Source organism: Halomonas ventosae, from assembly GCF_004363555.1.
GTDB classification, from domain to species: domain Bacteria; phylum Pseudomonadota; class Gammaproteobacteria; order Pseudomonadales; family Halomonadaceae; genus Halomonas; species Halomonas ventosae.
Map to the genome: position 1 here is coordinate 15,855 of NZ_SNZJ01000003.1, position 21,845 is coordinate 37,699.

The 21,845-nt window shown below is 65.0% G+C and carries 14 protein-coding genes; 4 read left to right on the forward strand and 10 right to left on the reverse strand.

Translation table 11 applies throughout. The features are described 5' to 3' along the window. Positions 1-8: 8 nt before the first annotated feature. Together DFP85_RS02905 and DFP85_RS02910 are read right to left on the reverse strand one after the other, a co-directional pair. A complete protein-coding gene (locus DFP85_RS02905; RefSeq protein WP_133634811.1) occupies positions 9-458 on the reverse strand; it encodes a tripartite tricarboxylate transporter TctB family protein in 450 nt (149 codons plus the stop codon). Beyond that, entirely contained in the window at positions 455-1,447 is a 993-nt protein-coding gene (locus DFP85_RS02910) for a Bug family tripartite tricarboxylate transporter substrate binding protein (protein WP_133634813.1), read from the reverse strand. Before DFP85_RS02910 ends, DFP85_RS02905 begins: the two co-directional genes overlap by 4 nt. 140 nt (positions 1,448-1,587) lie before the next feature. Here DFP85_RS02910 and DFP85_RS02915 point away from each other — a divergent pair, with 140 nt between their 5' ends. From DFP85_RS02915 to DFP85_RS02930, 4 genes are read left to right on the forward strand one after another with little or no spacing between them, the layout of a single operon-like run. Further along, positions 1,588-2,256, forward strand: a complete 669-nt coding sequence (locus DFP85_RS02915; protein ID WP_133634815.1) for a response regulator — start codon at positions 1,588-1,590, stop codon at positions 2,254-2,256. Then, positions 2,253-3,650 (forward strand): sensor histidine kinase, encoded by a 1,398-nt coding sequence (locus DFP85_RS02920; RefSeq protein WP_133634817.1) that lies wholly within the window; start codon positions 2,253-2,255, stop codon positions 3,648-3,650. The genes DFP85_RS02915 and DFP85_RS02920 overlap by 4 nt, the downstream gene beginning before the upstream one ends. Continuing rightward, positions 3,650-4,672 carry an ABC transporter substrate-binding protein gene (locus DFP85_RS02925; protein WP_133634819.1) on the forward strand — a complete coding sequence of 341 codons (1,023 nt, stop codon included), beginning with the start codon at positions 3,650-3,652 and terminating at the stop codon, positions 4,670-4,672. The genes DFP85_RS02920 and DFP85_RS02925 overlap by 1 nt, the downstream gene beginning before the upstream one ends. 24 nt (positions 4,673-4,696) lie before the next feature. Continuing rightward, positions 4,697-5,755, forward strand: coding sequence for a calcium/sodium antiporter (locus tag DFP85_RS02930; RefSeq protein ID WP_133634821.1), 1,059 nt, complete (start codon positions 4,697-4,699; stop codon positions 5,753-5,755). A gap of 233 nt (positions 5,756-5,988) precedes the next feature. Here the strand turns inward: DFP85_RS02930 and DFP85_RS02935 are convergent, their stop codons facing one another. From DFP85_RS02935 to DFP85_RS02970, 8 genes are read right to left on the reverse strand one after another with little or no spacing between them, the layout of a single operon-like run. Then, entirely contained in the window at positions 5,989-9,936 is a 3,948-nt protein-coding gene (locus DFP85_RS02935; protein ID WP_133634823.1) for an eCIS core domain-containing protein, read from the reverse strand. A 9-nt stretch (positions 9,937-9,945) separates the two neighbouring features. Then, complete coding sequence (locus DFP85_RS02940; RefSeq protein ID WP_133634825.1) at positions 9,946-11,280, reverse strand: eCIS core domain-containing protein; 1,335 nt, start codon at positions 11,278-11,280, stop codon at positions 9,946-9,948. Between the two features lie 13 nt (positions 11,281-11,293). Next, positions 11,294-14,761, reverse strand: a complete 3,468-nt coding sequence (locus tag DFP85_RS02945; protein WP_133634827.1) for a DUF6519 domain-containing protein — start codon at positions 14,759-14,761, stop codon at positions 11,294-11,296. 15 nt (positions 14,762-14,776) lie between these two features. Continuing rightward, positions 14,777-16,432 (reverse strand): hypothetical protein, encoded by a 1,656-nt coding sequence (locus DFP85_RS02950; protein ID WP_133634829.1) that lies wholly within the window; start codon positions 16,430-16,432, stop codon positions 14,777-14,779. After that, entirely contained in the window at positions 16,429-19,416 is a 2,988-nt protein-coding gene (locus tag DFP85_RS02955; protein ID WP_133634831.1) for a baseplate J/gp47 family protein, read from the reverse strand. The genes DFP85_RS02950 and DFP85_RS02955 overlap by 4 nt, the downstream gene beginning before the upstream one ends. After that, the gene (locus tag DFP85_RS02960) at positions 19,413-20,612 is read right to left on the reverse strand and encodes a baseplate J/gp47 family protein (RefSeq protein WP_133634833.1); all 1,200 of its coding nucleotides are present in this window, start codon (positions 20,610-20,612) and stop codon (positions 19,413-19,415) included. Before DFP85_RS02960 ends, DFP85_RS02955 begins: the two co-directional genes overlap by 4 nt. Positions 20,613-20,628: 16 nt before the next feature. Further along, on the reverse strand, positions 20,629-21,027 hold the full coding sequence (locus DFP85_RS02965) for a GPW/gp25 family protein (RefSeq protein ID WP_133634835.1): 399 nt from the start codon (positions 21,025-21,027) through the stop codon (positions 20,629-20,631). Then, the gene (locus tag DFP85_RS02970) at positions 21,024-21,842 is read right to left on the reverse strand and encodes a phage baseplate assembly protein V (protein WP_133634837.1); all 819 of its coding nucleotides are present in this window, start codon (positions 21,840-21,842) and stop codon (positions 21,024-21,026) included. The genes DFP85_RS02965 and DFP85_RS02970 overlap by 4 nt, the downstream gene beginning before the upstream one ends. Between the last annotated feature and the right edge of the window lie 3 nt (positions 21,843-21,845).

The window sequence follows — 21,845 nt, forward strand, 5'->3', positions numbered from 1 at the left end:
GCGGTCCTTTAGATGAAGGCGTCGAACCAGTGGCCGGAAGGCAGGGCAATGCCGAGGCCCGCGGTGAACAGGAAGTAGCCGACAACTGACATCACGACACCGGTGATCAGCGCCTTGCCCCAGGTCGCATCAAACAGTCGCGCCAGCGCCATCACCACCAGCAGGGACGAGGCGACAAACCCCAGCTGGGTAAACAGCAGGGCGTAGACCAGCAGCAAAACCAGCACCAGCAGCAACCGGCCCGCCAGCCCCCGATGTGGCCAGTGGCCGTTGGCGCCCGGCCTGAGAACCAGCACCAGTGAGAGAGCCGTTAGCAGAATCGACAGCCCCAGAGGGAAGGCCTTGGGACCCACGGGTTCGTAGCTGAAGGGAATTTCCAGCTGAACGGCCTGGACGGCGATAAACGCCGCCAGACCGATCAGGGCAATGCCCAGCACTCGGTCGGCGGCGATCCTCATTTGGTCAGTCCCACTTCTTCGGCCAGGCCCTTGAACTCGGAGACCTGTTCCTTGACGTAGGTGTCAAACTCATCACCAAAGCGTGACATCGGGAACAGACCACGCGCCTCACGCAGTTCGGCGAACGTCGGATCCTCTGCCAGCTCCTTCATGCGCTCGACCCAGGCCTGGTAGGCCTCATCACTGACCTCGGGCCCCATGTAGTAGCCGCGCCAGATCGGCCACTCCACGTCGTAACCCTGCTCGGCAGCAGTGGGAATTTCGGCGTAGGGGCCGTCCATTCGCTCCTCGGAAAGGGCCGCCAGCACGCGGATCTTGCCACTCTCGAGCTGAGACTTCAGTTCGGACAGGTCACCGGTGAACACCTGGATGTGGTCACCCAGCAGCGCCGCCAACGCCTCACCGCCGCCCTCGAAGGCGACATAACGGAGATCCCGCGGCGATACCTCGCCGGCCTTGGCGGTCAGTGCGGCCTTCATCCAGTCCTGGCTGCCCACGGTGCCACCGGCGCCGAAGGCGATCTCGTCCGGGTTCTCCTGGAGATCCGCCATCAGCGCGTCGAGGTTCTGCCACGGCGCATCGGCCTTGACCACGATAGCGCCATAGTCGACGCCCAGCGCCCCCAGCCAGCGCACTTCATCGGCGTCGTACTGGCCGAACTTACCGAGCGCCAGGTTGACGGCAGCTCCGGTACTGGCCGCTACAATCAGGCTCGGATCATCGGTGCGTACACCATTGACGTGGTTGTAGGCCACCGCACCAATGCCACCGGGCATGTAGCTCACCATCATCGGCTTGCTGATCAGACCGGTATCCTGCAGGCCGTTGGCCGCCAGACGGCAGGTCAGATCATAGCCGCCGCCCGGCTTGGCAGGAGCAATACACTCGGTGGACTCGGGAATGGCCTGAGCGGAGGCCTGGCCGATGAACAGCGCACTTCCCATCAGAGCGAGGCCGGACGCGCGGCGAAGGACTTGGTTGATCTTCATGACGAACTCCTGTTCTCTTGTTCTGCACGGGAGCGGGGAAAGCCCGCACCCGGTCATACCGAGATGACAGGGCCGATGCTAGGCAGGCGAGCTTTCATCAACCTGTCATTCTCCTCATCACGCCCCGAGACTTTAGTCGCATGCGCCTGCTCATCGCTGAAGACGATCCGATGATCGCCCGCTCACTGGACAATGCTCTGTCACCTCTGGGTAACACCGTCGATATCTTCTCCCTCGCCAGCGAGGCTCGTGCGGCCCTGAGAAATGACCGCTTCGACCTGATTCTGCTCGACCTGGGGTTGCCTGACGGGGATGGCCTGGAGCTGCTGGCGGAGCTGCGTGAACGAAGCGACAAGACCCCCGTGTTGATACTCACGGCCCGTGACAGCATTGAGGATCGAGTGCGCGGCCTGGATCTGGGCGCGGACGACTACCTCGCCAAGCCCTTCTCGATCGCTGAACTCGAGGCCCGAGTTCGTGCCTTGCTTCGTCGCAGCCAGCAGCGCAGCGACAACCGTCTGAGACTTGGGCCGTTATGTCTTGACCCCACCGCCGGGGCCACCACCCTCGATGGCGTCCCCCTGGAACTACCCCGCCGGGAGCTTCGCTTGCTTGAAGGGCTCCTTCTCCACGGCGGCAATATCGCCCCGCGAGAGATGCTGGAAGGCCGAGTCTTTAGCTTCGGTGACGTCGGCTCCAATGCACTCGAAGTCTACGTGAGCCGATTACGCAAGCGACTGCAAGGTAGCGGTCTGCGCATCCGAACGTTTCGCGGCCTGGGCTATCGCCTCGAGGAAGAGACGACGTGATCCAGGTGGAAGGCACGCTAAAAGCGCGCCTGGCGATCTTGCTGCTGGTCATGGTGTCTGGACTCGGCACGCTGCTGATGCTGGAGGCATTCTATTCAACTCAGCGTGCGGCAGAGCGTGCTTACGACAGTCAGCTGGAAGCGGCTGCGCTGACGATCGCCGAGTCCGTGCAGTGGGAAGGCAGCGACCCCGTCGTCGAGATACCCGCCGCCGCACTGCAGATACTTGCCACCCGTCATCAGGAGCGTGTCTTCTACGCCGTGCTCGACCATACCGGGCAGCGAATCTCGGCCAATCTCGATATCGCCATTCCCGCGGCGGGTCATGAAGAGGCTGCCATCACGCCAATATGGCGTGATCTGACACAAGGTGACACCCGCTGGCGGCTGCATGGACGGGAATACGACTCGGCGGGATGGGAAGTTCAAGATCCAGTGCAGATCTGGGTCGGGCATACCGTGAGTGGACGACAGGCCTTGGCCAGCGAATTGTTCGAGCGGGCCATCATCCGCTTTGTTGCCATGGTGCTGCTGGCGGGCATACTGATGCTGCTGGCGATGCAGGTGGCATTGAAGCCGATGCGTCGGCTTCGCCATCAGTTGCGACGGCGCAAGGTCGACGACATGCGCCCTCTCAATGCCAGGGTTCCGGAAGAACTGCGAGAAATGGCCGAAGCGCTCGATACCCTCTTCGCCCGCCAGCGAGAAAGCCGCGACACCCTGCTGCGCTTTACCGCGGACGCCAGCCACCAGCTCAAGACACCTCTAGCGGGACTGCAGAGCACAAGCGAGCTGGCCTTGAACAGTCGTGACCCTGATGAATGGTATCGTGCCCTTGCGGGTGTGCATGATGGCGCGCAGCGCACCAGCCGCCTTGCGGGACAGCTGCTCAGCCTGGCGCGCCTTCGCCATGTAGGAGAGGCCGACGAGCTGATGCCCCTCGACCTGAAAAACCTGCTGCATGAAACCGTGCTCGAATGGGCTCAGCGCGAGGTGGCCATGAATCATGATCTGGGACTGGACAGGTTGCCCGCCGAGCCCATGGTCGTTCAGGGGGAACCCTGGGCGCTACGTGAGCTATTGGGCAACCTGATCGACAACGCCCTGCGCTATACCCCACCCGGCAGCGAGATCACATTGGGGCTCAAGAAGATTGGCGAGCACATCATGCTGTATATCGAGGATGACGGCCCCGGCGTCGCCCCCGAGGTGCGCAGTCGGTTGTTTCAACCCTTCGAGCGCGGAGGGCGCCAGGATACGCAGGGGTCAGGCCTCGGCCTGGCCATCGTTGATTCCATCGCACAACGTCATGCGGCCGAGCTTCAGGCCAAGGAGCGACTGCCTCATGGCCTTCGCGTCGAGCTGCATTTTCCGGCTGCGGGGGAGGCAAGCTGATGCGGCGCGTATTGCTGACGACAGTGCTGTCGTTTTTCTGTCTTTCATCCTCTCAGAGCATCTCTGCGACGCCCTTGGTGGTGGAAGCCGCCTTGGATCGGCAGGTGGTCGCACCACTTCTGGAAGCGTTCGAACAGGCTCACCCCGAGATCGAACTGACCTACCGTGACCGCACAACACTGGAGGTCGACGCTCTGACCGAGGCCGCGGATCCCGCACCGGACGTGGTGATCAGCTCGGCCATGCCCTGGCAGATGAACCGCGTCAACCAGGGGCATGCCCAGCGTCTGGATTCTGTGCAGGCCAGTGAGTGGCCCGAATGGGCAAAATGGCGTGACGAGGTGTTCGGATTCACCTTCGAACCGATCGTCATGGCGTACCGGCTCGATCTGGCGCGCCGCATGATGCCGCCTCAGACCCATGCGGACCTGCACACTCTGCTGCGCACACAAGGAGAAACGCTACAAGGCAAGGTGACCACCTACTCTCCGTCACTAAGCGGGATCGGCTATACCCTATTCCAACAGGACGCTCGCTATACTGCACGGTTCTGGGATCTGGTGACGGCCATGGGCGATGCCGACACTCACCTCGAGTCTGATACTCGATCGATGCTCGAAGGGCTCACCGACGGACGCTATTGGCTGGGTTACAACCTGCTGGGCTCCTACGCCATGGTCTGGGCCCAGCAACACCCCGAGGTGATCGTGCAAGTGCCTCAGGATTATGCCCTGGTGGTGATGCGGACGGGGTTCATCCACCGTGATGCGCCGCACCCTAGTGCTGCAGAAGCCTTCATGAACTTCCTGCTCAGCCGAGACGGCCAGCGCGTATTGGCGGGCCAGACGCCTCTTTTCAGCGTGCGGCCAGATGTTATAGGCCCCTACACTGCCCAACGCCTTCGCGACCAGGTCGGGGACCGCCTCTACCCCATCACGCTTAACGCTTCGCTGCTCGCCTTCGTCGACCCTCAGCGCCGCGATGCCTTCATGACGCGATGGCAGCGTGAGTTCAATCGCTAACAACGACCTTGGAAGGCAAAAACCATGACCATCGCCGCATTCATCGCTGGTCTGATACTGTTGATTGTTGGGGCAGAAGGGCTGGTCAGAGGTGCATCCCGCCTCGCCACCCGCCTCGGCATGTCACCCTTGATCATTGGGCTGACGGTGGTGGCCTTCGGCACCAGCTCGCCGGAGCTGGCAGTCAGTCTCAAGGCGGCCCTCGATGACCAGGCGGGGATCGCCCTGGGCAACGTTGTGGGCAGCAACATCTTCAATGTGCTGTTCATTCTGGGCGTCTCTGCGCTGATCGTTCCGCTGGTAGTGGCGCAGCAGCTGATCCGAGCTGATATCCCGCTCATGGTGGGACTATCCGTGGCCGTACTGCTACTGGCAATGGATGGCGGTATCGGCCGATGGGACGGAATACTCCTGGTCGCGGGCCTGGTCGGATACCTGGTGTTCCTGTTCCGCCAGAACACCAAAACGCCGTCACCAGAACATGCGGCGGACGGCGGCTCGGCCCCCGTCTCCTTGGGCATCAACCTGCTGTACGTGACGGTCGGCCTGGGCATGCTGATACTGGGGTCCCGCTGGCTGGTGGAGGGAGCGGTGAGCTTCGCCCAGTCGATGGGAGTCAGCGAGCAGGTTATCGGCCTGACCATCATCGCCGCCGGCACCTCCTTGCCTGAGGTGGTCACCTCAATCATTGCGGCGCTGCGGGGCGAGCGCGATATCGCCGTAGGCAACGTGGTGGGCAGCAACGTGTTCAATATCCTCGGCGTGCTGGGGCTCACGGGGCTACTGGCCCCCTCGGGCATCGCCGTCTCCGACGCCATGATGGGCTTCGATATGCCGGTCATGATCGCCGTCGCCCTGGCTTGCCTGCCGATCTGTTTCACCGGTGGGGTGATCAATCGCTGGGAGGGCGCCGTCTTGTTCACTTACTACCTGGCGTACACCCTATACCTGATCCTGGCGGCCACGAGCCACGACGCGCTGCCGGCCTTCAGTGTCACCATGCTCTACTTTGCACTGCCCCTGACGGCTCTGACGCTGGTGGTGTTCGCCGTGCAAGAACAGCACCGGAGGAGACATTCCTGACCACACCGGGGCCCGCTTGGCGAAACAAGCGATAGGCGTCAAACCTGCACAAGTGAAGCCGTGGTGTACATGATAGCAAAGGTCGCAGGTTCGAATCCTGTCGCTCCGACCAGAGAAATCAAGAGAAACCGCCACTTACGGATCATGCCGGGTGGCGGTTTTTCGTTGCGCGTGCTCCCGGTTCAGACAGGGCGCGCCTCCGCATGCATCTCCCAGTGTCGCCGTCACCTCTTTCATTCGATCAGCGACAGTGATTCCTGCCGCAGTGTCCGCAAACTCGCCCCGACCCGCTCGCTCACCGCGCCCATCTTTGCGGCAGCCTGTTTTGAGCGGTTGATCGCCATGAACTCCTTCAGTTCGACCTGATAGGCATCGCGGATATGCCCGGCATGAGTCTCGATCTCACCGGTGAAGCGTTTACGGATACCGGCTTGCAGATCTGAGATCGCGCCTTCTCTCTGGGCTCGATCCTCAGGATCCGACAGCACCCAGCTCACCAGCTTTTCGCGCGCCTGGGCCAGGTCGACACCTTCGAGGATGCTGCCCCGGTTCCCCGATTGCTGTGCCGTGACCTCGCGGTGAACCGGGCGGTAGAGCGCGACGGTGCCCGCCGTTTGGCGGTCGTAACCAGCGACTCCCTTGCCCGGAAAGGCCGGACCAGACAACCCGGACAGGCGGGCCATCGCATCCTTCGTGATCTGTTCCGAGGTCTTGGGCCGTGCCCTCCTGGCGGGTTCCGTCCCGGGTGTCGGCGCTCCGGCATCCGCATCAGCGATATCGGCACGGGCCTTGGCGCCCGCCACCACCGCTTCCTCCAACCCACTGGAGAATGCCGGATCGGAGAGGGACAGATCGCGCGCCTTCTCGGCAAGCGTGGCCTCGACAACATGGTCGTATTCCAGGTAGTTGCCAACCCCCTTGGGCTTGGCCTTATAGATCGCGTACGCCCCCTCGAGCTTGGCGAAATCAGGCAGACCGCTGGCGGGATCGCCCTCCATCGGCAAGTCGGAGCCTTCCGCACCGTCCGTGCCGCGCTTGACGGTAGGTGCCTTGCCGGGCTCGAAACCGTAGAGCGTCTTGTTGAGATCCCCGAGCGTGCGTATTCCCTTACGGATCTTGCCGCGGATCGCCTTCGTCGCTGCCGGATCGCTGCTGTAGAGCCCGGCGATGTTTTCCAGCTCCGCCTGCATCTCGCCATTGATCCCGGCGCGGAGCTTGGCAATCTTGCCGGCCGCCGAAGTCTCGGCGCTGGCATCCGAGATGATCTTGCCGTGATTGCGCCGGCCCGCATCCTTCGCCGTCTTCTGCCGGTGCGCGGGGCGGTAGATCGTGATCGCGGGCAGTTGCTGACCCTCCTTGCCAGTAGCACGGGTGTCGATCTCGCCCAGCAGAGGATCGGGAATCGCCTTGCCATCGCGCTGACCTTCGGCGATCTCCTCGTTCATCTTGCCCTGGAGGTAAGTCTGCACCTCGAAGCCGAGACTCTTTTCGGGAATGTGATCATTCTCGTAATAGTTCGACAGGCGCTGCTTGCCCTTGGGTCCCAGCCCCGCCTTTTCGGACACCGCAGCAATGGATTGCGAGGTGATCTTGCCCCGATCCGCATACAGACCGGCATCGCCCTCGATCTCCGGCAAGCGAGGCTCGCGCGCGCGGATGATCGCGCCGTCCTGCGGCTCGTCCTCCAGGAACGGGTTGTCGGCGATGCAGGGTCCGAGCTTTGCCAGTTTTGCGCCCGCATCCTTCACCTCGGCATCGGCCTTATCCCCGGTCCTCTTGGTCGAGGTCTTCTGCTGCTCGGGCTTGACCTTCGCCAGCGCGGTCTCTGCCTCGTCGATCTCGGTCTTGAAAGCCTTCTCGAACGCGTTCACGCAATTGGAATCGTCGCCGAAATCGGCGGCCTTCTTGCCTTCGCTGTCCATCTCCGCCTGAACCTGGTCGGCAGGGCGCGGGTTGTCCGAGGCGATCTTGAGCGTAAACTTGTTGCCCTTCTTCTCGGGCTTCAACTTGTGCGGCTCCTTGCCTACGACAAATCCCGCCTCCGGCAGCTTGCGCTTGCGGTTGATCTTTCCAAGGATCCTGGAGAACAGCTTTTTTGCCTTCTTGACCAAGAAGGCCACCATCCTGGTCATCGCCTTCTTCACCGGCGCCTGCAGCTTCTTGATGATGGTGCGGATCGTCTTTGTGATGCCGGTCACAGGGATCAGTGCCGCGACGAAGGCCAGGAAGACGGGAATGGCCCCCGCTATCGTCTTCTCGATAAAGTCGGCGGCGTCCTTGACCTTTCCCTTGGCGATAGCGCCGATGGAGGAAAAGATTGAATTCGCGATCTCCATGATCTGGTCGAGACGCTCCAGGAAGGTCTTGATCATGTTGTAGATCGACAGGGCGACCTTGACGATGGCACCCACTGGATTCGACAACCCGGCGATCCAGGACACCGCTCCCATGATGATCGTGTTGATGACGAAGTCACGGATACCGCCAATGACCGTGGTCCTGAATCCCTCGATCATCTCCAGCACACGCTGCCAGATTCCCAGGAAGCCCTCCTTGACGAGGATCTTTACGACCTCCACAGACTTTTCGAGGAAGGCCACTTTCTTCTCACCGCCGCGACCAAGGCGCTTGACCAGTGTCTTGCGGAAATTGGCATAGGTCAGGCCGAGAATCTGCAGCGCGATGCTGATGATGCCCCTGAAGTCTAGCTTCGCCGGCAGCTCGATCTCCATCCCCTGAAGGGTTCCGAAGAGCCAGCCCATCAGGCCCTTCTTCAGATGTTGCCAGATATTGTTGCCGAACTGCTTGAAGCCGTTCACCACCGTGCGGACAAGGTTCTTGGCGAAGCCCAGCGGATCGCTGAGGATCAGCGAGATCACGTCGCGGACCTTCTCGATCACGGCCCAGACCTTTTCGCCGTAAGGACCGGCCAGTTTCAGCGCGCCACGGATGATGAATTCGAGGATCTTGTCCTTTATCTCGGTAATGAAGGTGATGATGTCGTCCACGAGCGGCTTGAAGATGCGCTTGGCGATCTTCAGCGGCGACCAGGCGGGCATCTCATCAATGAAGTCCGAGACCAGCCCCTTTATCCGGCTCCAGGTGATGTTGAGTTCCGACAGCCGCGTCGACACCCACTCGAAGGCCCTTTCCAGCGCGCGGGTTTCCTTCAGCCGCTCGAAGATCAGGTTGCCGCCCGGAAGAAGTCCCAGGAACCCGCCGATCAGGTTCTCGGCGTTGCGTTCCACCCGGTCGCCGGTGATGGGGCTCTTGCCGAGGATTACCGTGAGCAGTGTGTAACCCGGCACATTGCGGGCAATCTTCTCGGCCTTGTCTGCGACCCAGCCGCGCTGAAGGCTCGGATGGGTGTCCTTGCCCTCGATCTCTGGCCGCTCAGGGGCACGCACCGGCTCGCGACGCGTCTGCTGCACGACATGAGTCAGTTCATGTGCCATAAGGCGGCGGTTATCGACACTCTCGCCCTGGCCCATCCAGATATGATGGCGGTGGGTGAAAGCGCGGGCCCCGATCCGGTCCGCCGCGCGGCGGTCGGAGGGCGCATCATGGATGCGGACATCCGAGAAATCGACACCGAAACGCGGCTCCATGAAGCTGCGGACGGGGACGGGCAGCGGGCCACCCGCCCCCGGCTGGGCAACCGCGCGCGTCACGCTGGCAGGCGCGTCGCCACCCTGAGGTCCTACCGCCGGGGCCTCGTCCGGTGCCATCCGGGCCGCGCCTTCGGGATCGTCCGGCTCGCCTGCCTCGATCTCGGCGAACTCGTCGTTCGCCAGCCCGGCGGTATCGACATCCTCACCCGACGGGACATCCGGATCCTGGTGGTCGGCGGGGATCGCGGGCTCACTCTCGAAGGCGTCGGTGTCGGGCTGGCTCTCCTGATCCACCTTGGGGAAACGCCGCGCCTCGGCCGGCGGGCCGCGCTGCGCAGGCGGGGGCGCGGTATCGTGTCGGGGCGCGGACATCGTGACGATGCGTTCGGCCGTGGCCTCGGCTTCGTGTTCCATGGGATCGTTTGCGGCACCGACCTTCAGCGCGGGCTGGATCCGGGCTGCTTCCTGCCGGTGAACAACCGCCGGCGCCGGACGACGCACCGGAACCCTGGCGGTCCTGGCGGGGCATGCGGGCTTCTTCGTGCGGATGGTTGCGCTTACGTCACCCATGGCAGCGCCTCACGGGTCTACATTGATCGTCTTGATGTTGCTGCGCGTCCCATGGTTCACCGCAACCAGATCCACATCCTTCGACCAGAAGAGGTTCGTGTTCACGGCCTCGGGCACCTCGAACTCGACATTGACCCAAGAGGCACTCCGGTCGAATTCCCACCGATCGTAGGACGCGATGTCGACCCCACCCATCTCGATATGGTGGTCTGAGTCTTGCGTCAGGCCGAACTGGAAGCCCCGCAGGCTCATCGTGTCACCCACGTCGAGTTGCGTCGGGCTGGCTTCCAAGATCCACGGGCTGTAGAAACCGCAGGTCTCGGTCGAGGTTTCGGCCAGCACCTCGTCGAGGTTGTCCTCGACCATGTCGCAGGTGTGGAACAGCTCGTGCAGCAGCGTCGAGGCGATTTCCCAGTGGCTGATATCGTAGGCGTAGTCGTTATAGGCCACGACATGGGGATCTGCGGCGACGCTGCGGATATCGCTGAGACCGAAACGCTCGCTGTGATCGTCGAGGTAATAGACCGTGGCGGCATTGAAGGTGTCACGCGCCGAAGTGGCGACGCCACCTGTGCAATTGTCCGCGAAGAAATCTCTGCAACGTCTTGCGTTCAACGCCTTGTCGATCAAGTCCAACGCGGCGTTGACCCGGGCGTGATGCACGGCGGGAACCGCCTTGTAATCGCCGGTGCCGTCCGATGCCGCAAGTGTCGCGCGCCGGACGGCGCGGCGTGCCTGGCCTTCGGCCTGCGCGACATGGGCAAGTTCGTGCGCCATGAGCGGTGCGCCGCCCTTCTCTCGCTCGCCCTTGGCAAAGGCGATGTCCCTGCCATAGGAGAAGGCCCTCGCGCCGATGGCGGTCGCGGCACTGTCGGCGGCGGCGCCATCGTGGACGCGGATACCCGCGAGATCCCTGCCAAAGCGCGGTTCAAAGAACGCGCGCGACACGGGCGACAAGGGATCTCCCGCACCCAGGGATCGGATCGCGCGGCTGGCCGCCGCCCCCGCTGCCGCGGTCGCGCGGCCGGGGGCGATGGCGGCGCCGGGGGCGGCACTGCGCTTTGCCTTCTCCTTGTCCTCGGCCTCGCATTCGGCACATTTCCGATGCACTGATGGCGCGGACGCCGAAGAGGCGAGAACCGGCTGGCCTTCCAAGGCCTGCGCGGCCATCCGGTCGGCGGCCTTCTCCGCCGGATCCTGGATACCGCCGATCAGTATGCCGCCCTCAACCGGCGCGCCCTTCTTGGCCTCCGTTCGCGCGGCCGCGGTTCCGGGCGCGACATGACGACGGGGCGTTCCGGAAGCGGAACGCCGAGCGATGCGTCTGCGCAGTCTGGTCTTCATGATCCGCCTCCCATTATCTCGGCCTGCCCTCCAGCATCACCGCCGCTTCGCGCTGCAGCCGTCGAGCGGTGTTCAGGTTCAACCCGGCACTGCCGGCGACCTCGCGAAGCTGCGTATCGGACATTTCGGCAAACCCGGCGACATTCGTTACACCGCTGCGCGTCAGGGCGGCGATGAAGTTCGTCTCTTCACCCGCGACCGCCGAGACGGGCATCTCCCGGCGCAGCGAAGTCAGGATCGTATCGCGTTCCTGCGCCGTCTGATCCAGCAGCACCCGCTGTTCCCGCTCGAAGGCGGCGAGGTCAGCGCGCGCGGTTCCGACCTGTGTAACCACGGCCTGCCGGTCGGCCTCGATCTGCCGGAGATCCGCATGCGCCGCCTCGATCTGCGTCTGCGCCGTCTGGCGGTCGCTCTCGAGCAGTTGCAGCTCCCCGCGCAACGCCTCGACCTGGCCGGACAGTGCCGCATGCTCCGTGCGCACGGCGTCAAGGCCGCGCTCGGCTTCGGCCGTCAGCGCGGCCAGTTCCTCGTGTCGGCGGGCCGAGACGGCGGTCCACTCGGATTCCAGGCCAGAGGCGGCGGTTTCGGCCTCGGCTATGCGTCCCGACAGTCGTTCGTCCAGGGCGATGGCCTGGGCCAGGACCTCCTCCGAAAGAGTGACATCCGCGCCGCGCGCCGCCGGACGCTCGAAGATGAACTTTCCGCCGCCCGTCTCCACCTTGACGTAGTCGATGGCGACGCCCGCTTGCATGATCAGTGCGACCTTGTCGCCGGGCATTAACTCGCCGCGGTCGGCCACCAGGTCGCGGGCATCGAGCCCTACGGTCGCGCCCCGGATCTTGGCGATGGCGTCGGCATCGCCGGCATCGATGGTCTCGGCCACCTCGATGCCGTTGCCGGCCAGTTCCGCCCGTGCCTGATCGAGCCCGAGATTGCCGATATCGGGCTGGACGGCGTAGTCACTGGGCGGATTGCGACCGGTCAGGATCCGCGCCCCGCGTTCCACATCCCTCCAGGCGCGCTCGGGCGTCAGTCGCCGGTCAAGCTCGGCCACCGCCACGAAATCGTTCGGCCGTTCGAAATCCACGCCGCCAGCATCTTCCTCCGGACAGCACAGCTCGCGCAGCTGCCCGGCGAACCGGTCGCGCGTCTCCGAGATGTAGTACTGCACCATGCGCCAGGACATTGCCTGTTTCCGGCAGCACCAGACACAGATATCGCTCAGCAAGAACGTATTGCCTTCCATCGCGCCCTCGACGCAGGCGATGGGCACGAGATACGGGGGCTCGCCGGTTTCCGGGCAGCGCGGGATCAGCGCGTCGCACAGGCAGCGGCGCAAGCGTTCGGCCTCGGTTTCCTGCACGGCACGGTAGACCAGCGCCTCGCGCATCATGAAACGCGTCTCCCGCACCTCGCCATCGGCCTCCTCGGGGCGGATCTGCTCGTCGATCGCGGCGATTTTCCGGTCGAACTGCGCCGCCTCCGCCTCGTCGTTCAGATGAGACCTGTAGCGTTCCACAAGATCGTTGTTATAGGCGCGCGCGATCTGCTGTTCGCGGGAATTCAACCGCTGCGTGGCAGCCATCCTGGAATAGGCCGCACCGTAAAACACCTTGTCGAGCGTCGCGCGCTCGGCTTCGCTGCGACTGGTCAGGTCATCCTTGATGTCGAAGGGCGGCCGGGTCTGGCGGCACTGGGCGAGGACGGACATGAAGGTCGGATCGCTCGGCCCGAAGGCACGGGAGCGCGGCGCCAGATGGGTGCGGATCACACCGCCCTCGCCGATGGACAAGGCAAGGCACACGTCGCGCTGCCGGAGCGCGCGCTGGAAGGCCTCGACCCCGTCGAAATGGAAGCTGTCGCCGCGCAGGATCTCGTTGAGCTCCACCGTCTGCGCCCGTACATCGCCGAGCATGCCACTCCGGTCGAGGATCACGCCCCCCGAGATGGCAACCATCGCCGGGCCTTGCGTGGCCCGTCGGGGGATCACCCCGCAGACCACGCCCCAGTCATGCAGGTGTCGCAGCAGCCGCTCGTTGCCGAAATCGACACGACAGAGGTTGGTCAGCGCGTCCTGAACATTGTCCACCTCGTCATAGAGGCGCGGGCAGCCCGAGGGATCGAAGGCGATATCGGCCGCCTCGATCGAACACAGGTTATCCAGCGCCTCCTGCATGTTCTCGGCGGTGTCGTATAGCGTCGGACAGCTGTTGACGAACCCGACATGCGTAGCCGGCAGGTTCGCCAGCGCCGGAAAGGACAAGCGGCGGGTTTCGGGGTCCGTCAGTGGTTCGATCGCACCGTCCGTGACGCGGAACAGCGGGCAGTAGCTGTGACGGATTCCGACGGGCAGAGCCTGCACGGCGCGCACGGGTTCATCGGCGAAGCGGCGCAACTCGATCAGCCAGTAGTCGCCCGCGACAATGGCCCGTCCATCGAAGTCGATCTCCGCGGAGAAGATGTCATTGGTCAGCCTGACCGTGCCGCCCGACAGGCTGACGGTTCCGTTGCCCTCGTCCTCGACATTGCCGTTGGCAAAATCGATCACCGCCATCCCGTCCCAGCGACGGACGAAGGGCCAGTCGCCTCCCTCCGGCGGGGCCGGATCCTCGGGTCCCTCGGTCAGACTGGTGGCGAAGCTCGACCGTGCCATTGCTCCGTTCTGCTCATGGACACCCAGATGACATTCGGTGACGGTGGAATAGAACTCGTAGACCGCGCCTGCCCGCCCGAAATCCTCGCTGTTGACGGTGGCCGGCGCGATGGCGGCGGCGTTTTCCGCCGACCAGGCGATGCGGATGCTATCCGGGTGCTGAGGATCGCCGAAGACATGCACGACCTCGATCCGGAACAGCGCATTGGCCACGCTCTGCTCGGCCGCCACGGTGTCGGCGCAAGGGTCGCACTCGTCGGCGATGGTTTCGGGGTCGGCCGGGGTGACGGTCATCTCGCCCGTGCCGATGTCGGGGATCGGGCCGTCCGGCTGACCGAGCGCGTCGGCCTGATCCAGCGGAGCGAACTTGACCTGGGCCATCGTGCGTGCGCGGAAGGCCGTCTCTGCCCCATGGAGGCCAGGATCGGACAGCAGCGGCTCCTCCAGCTGGCTGACCATCCGGTCCCAGATATCGGCATAGACGATGTGTTCGCCGTCCTCGGGCATCGGCGGAGCATGCGGGAAATCGACCTGCACGCCATAGAGTTCCAATGGACCGGACACCTCGCCGGCTGCCTGTACCTCGCCGCGCCGTCCCTGCGCATAGACGACACCGGGAACCAGCCGCGGGCCGTCCAGCTCCACCGCGCCGCCATCCACCGGAACACCGCTTCCGGCGACGTCATGACCCAGCCCGTCGGTGCGCCCGCGGGCGATCCTCGCCTGCTCGCCCAGATCGGCATCGGTGACCATGCCGCCCTGAACCTGGAAGACCCCGGAATAGCGTTTCCCCGGACGGTGGCTGTCACGCGAGATATTGCCTTTCATCGGTCGGCCTCCTGGCTATTCGACCCGGACCGGCGGGCGCGAAAGATAAGGGTCATATCGGATCGAGAGCTCCTGCCCCAGCGGCAGGTAATCGGTCAGCTTCAGTTCGAGTGCGCGGAGAGATGCGACGTGGAACATGTGATGATGGGCGCCCATCTCGCCCTCGTCCTCGGCACGCAGCCGGCCCGAGGAGGTCAGGTCCAGCACCGCGGCCCCCGGTTCGCCGTAAATCGCGGGGCGCAAGACGCAGTCGTCGCCCGCCTCGAACCACAGCCGGATGAAGTTCGGGTCGTCATCGGTGTTCTTGGGCGACTTGTCGGCGCCGCAATCGCCGAGTTCGCTCAGGCTCGGCACGCGCGAGTAGCGGATGCAGGTGTCGTCGCCCGAACAATCCAGATCCACCATCGGCCCGTTGAAGATGCAGTCCGACGCCCAGAGCCGCTCCAGTTCCGTGCTCTCCATCACCGTGCAGTAGGTGAGCTGGGCAAACCCCACTCCGCCCCGAAGCGTGTTGAACAGGCAGTCGGTTGCGGTGAGCGCCGGTTCGTCCGTCGGGTGGTTCAGCACCACCCGCTCGGCGGCGCAACGGTTCATGGTCAGGCGGGTTCCCGGACCATCCAGCGTAAGCGCGCCGGTGAAGATCAGGTCGTGGAGCAGGATGTCGGTGCCCGCCGGGATCGTCAGGTTGCCCTCTACCACCAGCCTGTCGGGCAGGACGATCTCGCCGTCGCTCATCAGGGCCCCCGCCGTTTCGTCGTCCAGCGACCCGAGCGCCGCGAAGACCTGTTGCGGTCCGAAGCGTTGCTGTGCGGTCTCGTCAGGGTCGATCTGGATATCGTCCACCGTGGGCGCGACCTCGCTTCCGTTCAGCCCACGGGCGAAAATCCCCTCGGGCGGGCGGACATGGACGATCGTGCGGCTCGGATGGGGGCCGACGTCGCGGACCGTGGGTGCACGCAGGTCGGGTGTGCGCAGCGAGGTATCGTCGTAGGCGCCGGGAAAGCAGGGCGCTGCGCGCCGGTTCCGGGGCCGCCAATGAAGGATGAGCGGCCCGATCTCGCGGCCGAAATCGTCGCGCTGCGGCACACGGAACGCGCAGAGCGGATTGGCACCATCCTCGTCGATCACCGCACGGTTCGCGTAACGGATATCCGGTGTCCCCTGCGGCAGGCCGGGGGCGGCCATCGGGCTGCCGTCGCCCATCGAGGCGGCAGGTGCGGTGAAAGGCGGCAGGGTCATGCGCGGCGTGGTCAGGGTTCGGCGCCAGCCCTCGACCACCACGGCCTCGGCCCCGCTGATCACATCCGAAATCTCGTCGATGGAGGTCAGCGTTCCCTTGGACTTGTACCAGCCGACCGTCTCGTTCAATTCCAGCCGCCGCGCCGACGGGTCGGGCGCGCGGAGCTCCGCGCCCACCAGTTCGGCGAGGTATGGGATCAGCCAGGCCTGGATCTCGCGGCCGTTATCCGCGGGTTCGGCGAAGGCGTCGGCATAGGCCTGTTCGGTCGTGCCGCGGATCAGGTCCAGCAGGTGACCGAAACCGTGGAGATAGGCTTCCAGATCTCCCAACTCGCCCGGTTCGGGGGCCGGGTCCCGGTAGCGATACTCCTCGGGCAATTCTCGGTAGAGAAGCTGGCCCACGCGGGATTTGAGGTCCGACGGTTCCATCATATCGGCTCCACCTGCACGGTCATGTCGGCACCGGCGGTCTCCGGCGCGGCGAAGATGACCTGGTTCTCGAAGGGGAAGAAGGCCGAGGGCGTGCCGCCGGTCATCGCCGTGCGGCGGATGGCGGTCGCGGGCTGGACGGCGAAGCCGGGAACGGTTGCCGTCTCCACCCCCGCGACCCGCTCCAGCGCCGCGGCCACCTCGGAGACATAGGCGGGCTGGCCGAGACACCGGCGCTCAAGCGCAAACTCGGCGATCAGCGCGGCCTGGGCCGCCGCCTGTATCTCCGTCTTGTCGAACTTCTCGATATCGACACGGATCCTGGCGGTGACGACCAGGCGGATTGCTCCGTAAGCCTCCAGATCGACCCGGATACCGGGCAAGGCGCGCGCCTCGACGAACGCCGTCAGGACCTCTCGCAAGGCGGGGCCGATGGTCCCGCCATTCACCGGCACGATGACGATGGCCACACGGCGTCCGGCACCCGGCTGAACCACCGGCCGCGCCCAGGCCTGCCAGACATCCGACCGGCGTCGGCAGAGCCGCTCGAAATCCTTCAGCGACACTGCCCGGCCATTCGCGGCCAGTCGCGCCGGCGCGTTGACGCGCAGATCGCCGACCGGTTCGCGATCCGCGCCGCCGGTCGCCGCGAAGGGCTGCGTAAGAGCGCGCACGTAGCGATGCTTCTTCATCGGTTTGGCGAAGGCCTGCGCCGGAACCGCCCCCTTGGGGCCGACCCCGGTGCGGTAGCGGCTGACGACGACATTGTCCGAGCCCGTGGGCAGGCGGCGGCGGAAATGGATCATCAGCCGCCCTTCCTCCGTCATCGACACCGCGTAACTTTCGGTGCCCGCCGCCGTCGGGTCGATCAGGTCGCGATAGGACCAACGCACTCCATCGACGGAGATGTCCATGTCCGGCGCCACGCCGGTTTCCGCCACCGTCGAGGGTATGAAGCTGACCTCGCGCGCACCGAGGACGAAACGCTGCGCGGCCTTCTCGGCGTCGCCCGAGCCAAGAACCTTGGGACTCTTCGTTTCACCGTGGCTGCACTCGACCGCATTCAGGTTCAGGGTGGTCCAGCCCTTGAGGAAACCTGACAGGCCATCGGCGGGCTCGAACAACAGCCGCAACGCCCCCGAGACCTCCACCGCTTCGACCAGGACGGCACGAACCGGCGCAGTCAGGTGGCGCTCGTCCTCCACAAGGCAGGGTTTGCCCAGCCGGATCAGTTCCCGGGCGGGGGCGGCCATGGGCAGGAGCATGACCTCGGCCCCGTCGAAGGCCGGGGTCGGGTTGCGATCATGGTCCACCGGGCGAAGGCTGCGCATCATCGGGCCGTGGAAGTCATGCGCATCCGGTCGGAAAAGATCGAGATCTTCCGCCACCAGCTCCGAGAACTGGACCGTGTAGCCGTCGGCCGTCTCTGCGACACCGGCAACCGTCAGCGGCGCGTCAAACCCGGATACGCCGTGATCTTCCGGATCGCCCGTCCTCTTCCGGGCCCGCCGGTAGTAGACCGAGCCCACGGCAAGCGATTTGGGCGACTTGCCGAGGAAACTGACCATCCGCTGTTGGGCATCGCTTACCGGGACGACGGGATCTGGCAGCATCACGACGGTCGCGCTTTCGCGCTTTGCCCCTTCGGTTGGGACATAGAAACTGCCTACAGCGTCGGCGATCACGCTGAAATCCACACCGAGATAATCGTCCAGCTCGTTGCCGCCCTCATCCTCGGCATGCTGGAAGATCCCGTTCCCGACATCCAGCACGCCATGCGTGTTGATGTAGAAGGCCGTCAGCCCGACGGATGCAGGCGCGAGGTTGCCGCCGCCGGTATTCGATACGGGCACCAGTGTCTCGACGGTGACCTCCTGGCCGTGGGCAAGCGCCAGCGCCGTGCCCATCTCCAGCTTCAGATGCCCGTCGGCGTTCCCTATGATCCGGTATTCCGCGCTCGTGCCGTCGTGATGGAGCCGGATCACGGAGTTGATTGGATAGTTCGAGGCGGTCGCGATCTTCAGGACAAGCACGCCCTCGGTGGTTCGGGGCGCACCGCGCTTCACGGCCTTGGCGCCCAGGTGCAGGACGGCGCTGCCGCGTGTGGGCAGGGTGCCGTCCACGGTCAGGCGGATCACCGCGATGCCCGTTTCCTCGTCGCGCGCCGCATCGCGGATCGTCGCTTCCTTCGCCCCGGTCGTCCCCCGAAGGACTGCGACGGCGCCGGGCGCAATCTCCGCCTCGGGATCGTCGATCCACTGGTCGGGATTGGTCAGCGTCTCGGGGTCGCTGTTCCAGCCAACCGTCCGGGCAGCGTTCAGATCGGGGTGAACCTTGATCGGCTCCAGCGTCTCGAAGAGGACGGGTGCACTGCCCTCGGGGGGTGTGTATTTCATGGCCAGCCCGCGACCTATTACCACGGCTTTTCCGTCATCCGTCGGATCGACGATCAATCCCACCGTGGTCACGGCAGAGGTCGGCGGCGCCGGCTGGTGATTGACCATCGAGGCCAGCCTCACGAGGTTCTCCCACTGGGTCGCGGTCGGCAGATACCCCTCGTTCGCGTAAGCGTTCAGATGACCGAGCAGCACATGGGATGCCCGTGCTGCTGCGCGCATGATCTCCCAACCGTAGTCGCCGCTGTTCAACGCATATTGGTCGAGTAGCCGGGCATTGCGCCGCCGCGCAGACTCGGGCCGGTCAGGGAACGCACGGGCCAGGGCCTTCCAGGCGAGCGCCTGTACGAAGGCCTCTCGTTCTGCCGGATCGGGCCATTGGTCCATGTCCAGGGAGAAGCGGCCGCGCCAGGTTTCGGGGAGGCGCTCCTCCATCTCCGCGCCCCGGGCGACCAGCCCCATCATGGCGATCCGGAGTTCCTCGAGCCAGACCGCCGCGTCCCCATCGACATACTCGAACCGCGGTAGCCCCGCCCTGTTCCAGCGCGTGAGATCCGCAAGCTTGTTCAGGCGCTCCGGGTTGCCGTTCATCCGGTCTCTCCCCCATTTACGATCAGGCGGAAGTAGCCCTTCTCCGGCTCACCGCGGTTGTTCAGGCAGCGGACATATTCATCGGCCTCGACCGGTATGAAGCCCTGCGCGCTGCGGTCGGGCCAGCCGGACCCCACACGCTTGAACCGGTTGAGACAGGCCACCGCAACGCCATCGACGGCCATGGCCGCCTCGATGATGTCGGAGGCAAACAGGTCGTCGCCGAAATCGAGCCGCCCGGGCTCGAAGAAGCCGCCTTCATCCGCGGAAAAGACATCGGCCAGCGCCTGCTTCATCTCCGAGCGGAAGTAGCCGGGCTTGGCGCGGATAGAGAGGGTGAAGGTGATGGCGGCTGGTTTCGCATCCTCCAGGAACACTTCCGCCCCGATCATCCTGCGCAATTCGATCAGCGACCGCAGGAGATGCCGGGGCGTGACGGGCCCGCCGGCAGCCGGCAGAGGGATGTTCTGGTGGTGATAAAACTCCTCGATCCGCCGCCAGAGGAGGTCGGCCTCCCCGCCCTCCTCCGCAAGCGGCAACGGCTCGTCCAGGCGCCGGTCGGCCTCCAGCAGGGCGGAGACGAGGATGGTGTTCCACGCCCCCGTCCAGACAAGCCGCGCCTGCGCGCGCGAGACGAGCGGATGGGCGGAAATCGCAGTCTCATGGTCGTCGAGCGTCACCATCCGGCGCTGTTCGGCGATCAGGCGCGGACCTTCGGCGCGCGCGGCCTCCATCACCCCCGGCTCCAGCCGCCACAGACGTTCCAGCTGTTCCTCGCGTGTCTCGGTCACCCCCTCGGGCGGGGGCGGCAGGCGGTCTAGCACCTCATCGCGCACCCGTTCGGCGGCGTCGTAGCCGATCAGCTTCAGAAGCCTGCGGACCGATTGCGGGCGCCGCGCCGTGGCCAGGTACCTTTCGCCCTGCACCGCATCCAGTGCGTGCGAGGCGCGGTCGAAGGCGGCGGCCAGAAGCTCGACGATGACCACTTCCATGTCGGCCGGCGTCCAGCGGCGGCGGGCCGGGAAGCGATGCGCCAGTTCCTGCATCAGGAAAAGCCGCAGGCTGTCGTAGTCGCGGGCCTTCCAGTCGAAATCGTCCGGAACGCCGGGCAGTGGCGGCGGAAGCACCGCGCGACGCTCGCCGCAATCGGGGCAACCGCGATCGAATTCGAGCTTTGGGGGGGGAAGCTCTGCCATGATCTTGATGCCCGCTTCACAAGGTGAAGCTGAGGCTTTCCTCCTTCTGCAACGCCGCGATGGTGTAGGTGATGGTGACCAGCAGGACCTCGGGCTCGTTGGGGCCCGGCCCGACCTCCACCTTCAACGTCTTGGGATCGACTTCGCCCGCCAGCGCCTCGGCCAGCGATCCGAACAGCCGGTTGCGCGCCAGTTCCCACAAGGGCGCAGCGTTGGGTTCGAACACATGACTGCGCGCGCCGAAGCCGAACTCGGGGCGGAAGACACGCTCGCCGGGACTGGTGAACAACACCTGCATCACCTGCTCACGGATATGCTCCATCCGCGTCGAGGTGGCCAGACCCTCGCGCTCCAGCCGGAATGGGAACTTCATGTAGGCCACGCGCGGCAGCCGGGTTTCGTGCTGCCCCGTCATGACGCCACCGTCTTGATGGTCAGCGCGGCAGGCGTCAGCGGCACCAGCGGCGGGCCCGAGGGTGAACCGGGCGCGGTGCAGGGATGGGTGTGAGAATTGAACATCGCCATGAAGGTCTGCCCCTTGATCAGCGGCTCGCCGCCCGCCCCGCCCAGGCTGACCGACTGTCCCTCGATCTTGACGGTGGTGCCCTTGACCTCGACGCCGCCCGCCGTCGTGACGATCTCGTTCCCGGCCGCGTCGGCACAGGTTATGCCCGACGATGACAGCGTGATCGAGTTGCCGTTGGCGTCCTCGATGACGATCTCGCCCGACGCCGCGTCGATGGTGACATGCGCGCCTGAGGCGTCGGTCAGGGCCAAGGATCCCTCGTGGTTTAACTCAACCACCGCATCGGCGGCGGAATGCAGCGTGACCTTCTCCGCGCCGTCCGTATCATCAAAGACCAGCTGATGGCCGCTTTCCGTCTTCCAGACCTTGGTTTCCTGACCGGCATGTTCCTCGGGCACCTCGGCGGCCGTGCGCCACAGCGCCCCCGTCCAGATCGGCGCCGAGGCGTCGCCTTCGAGAAATTCGACCAGGACCGCGCTATCGACCGGCGGCACCGCGACGAAGCCGAAGGCCGCGCCCCCGCCATAGGGGAAGGCCGGTTCCGCCCATTGCGACTCACTCTCGCCCAGCACGGACGGCACCGTCACCCTCACCCGGCCCCGGTTTTCCGGATCGTCGGTATTCGTCACGAAGCCCCGGTACTTGCCCCAGTATTTCGTGGCCTGCCTGCGCGCGACATCTTCGAGAAGCTGAAATTCGTCCATGGC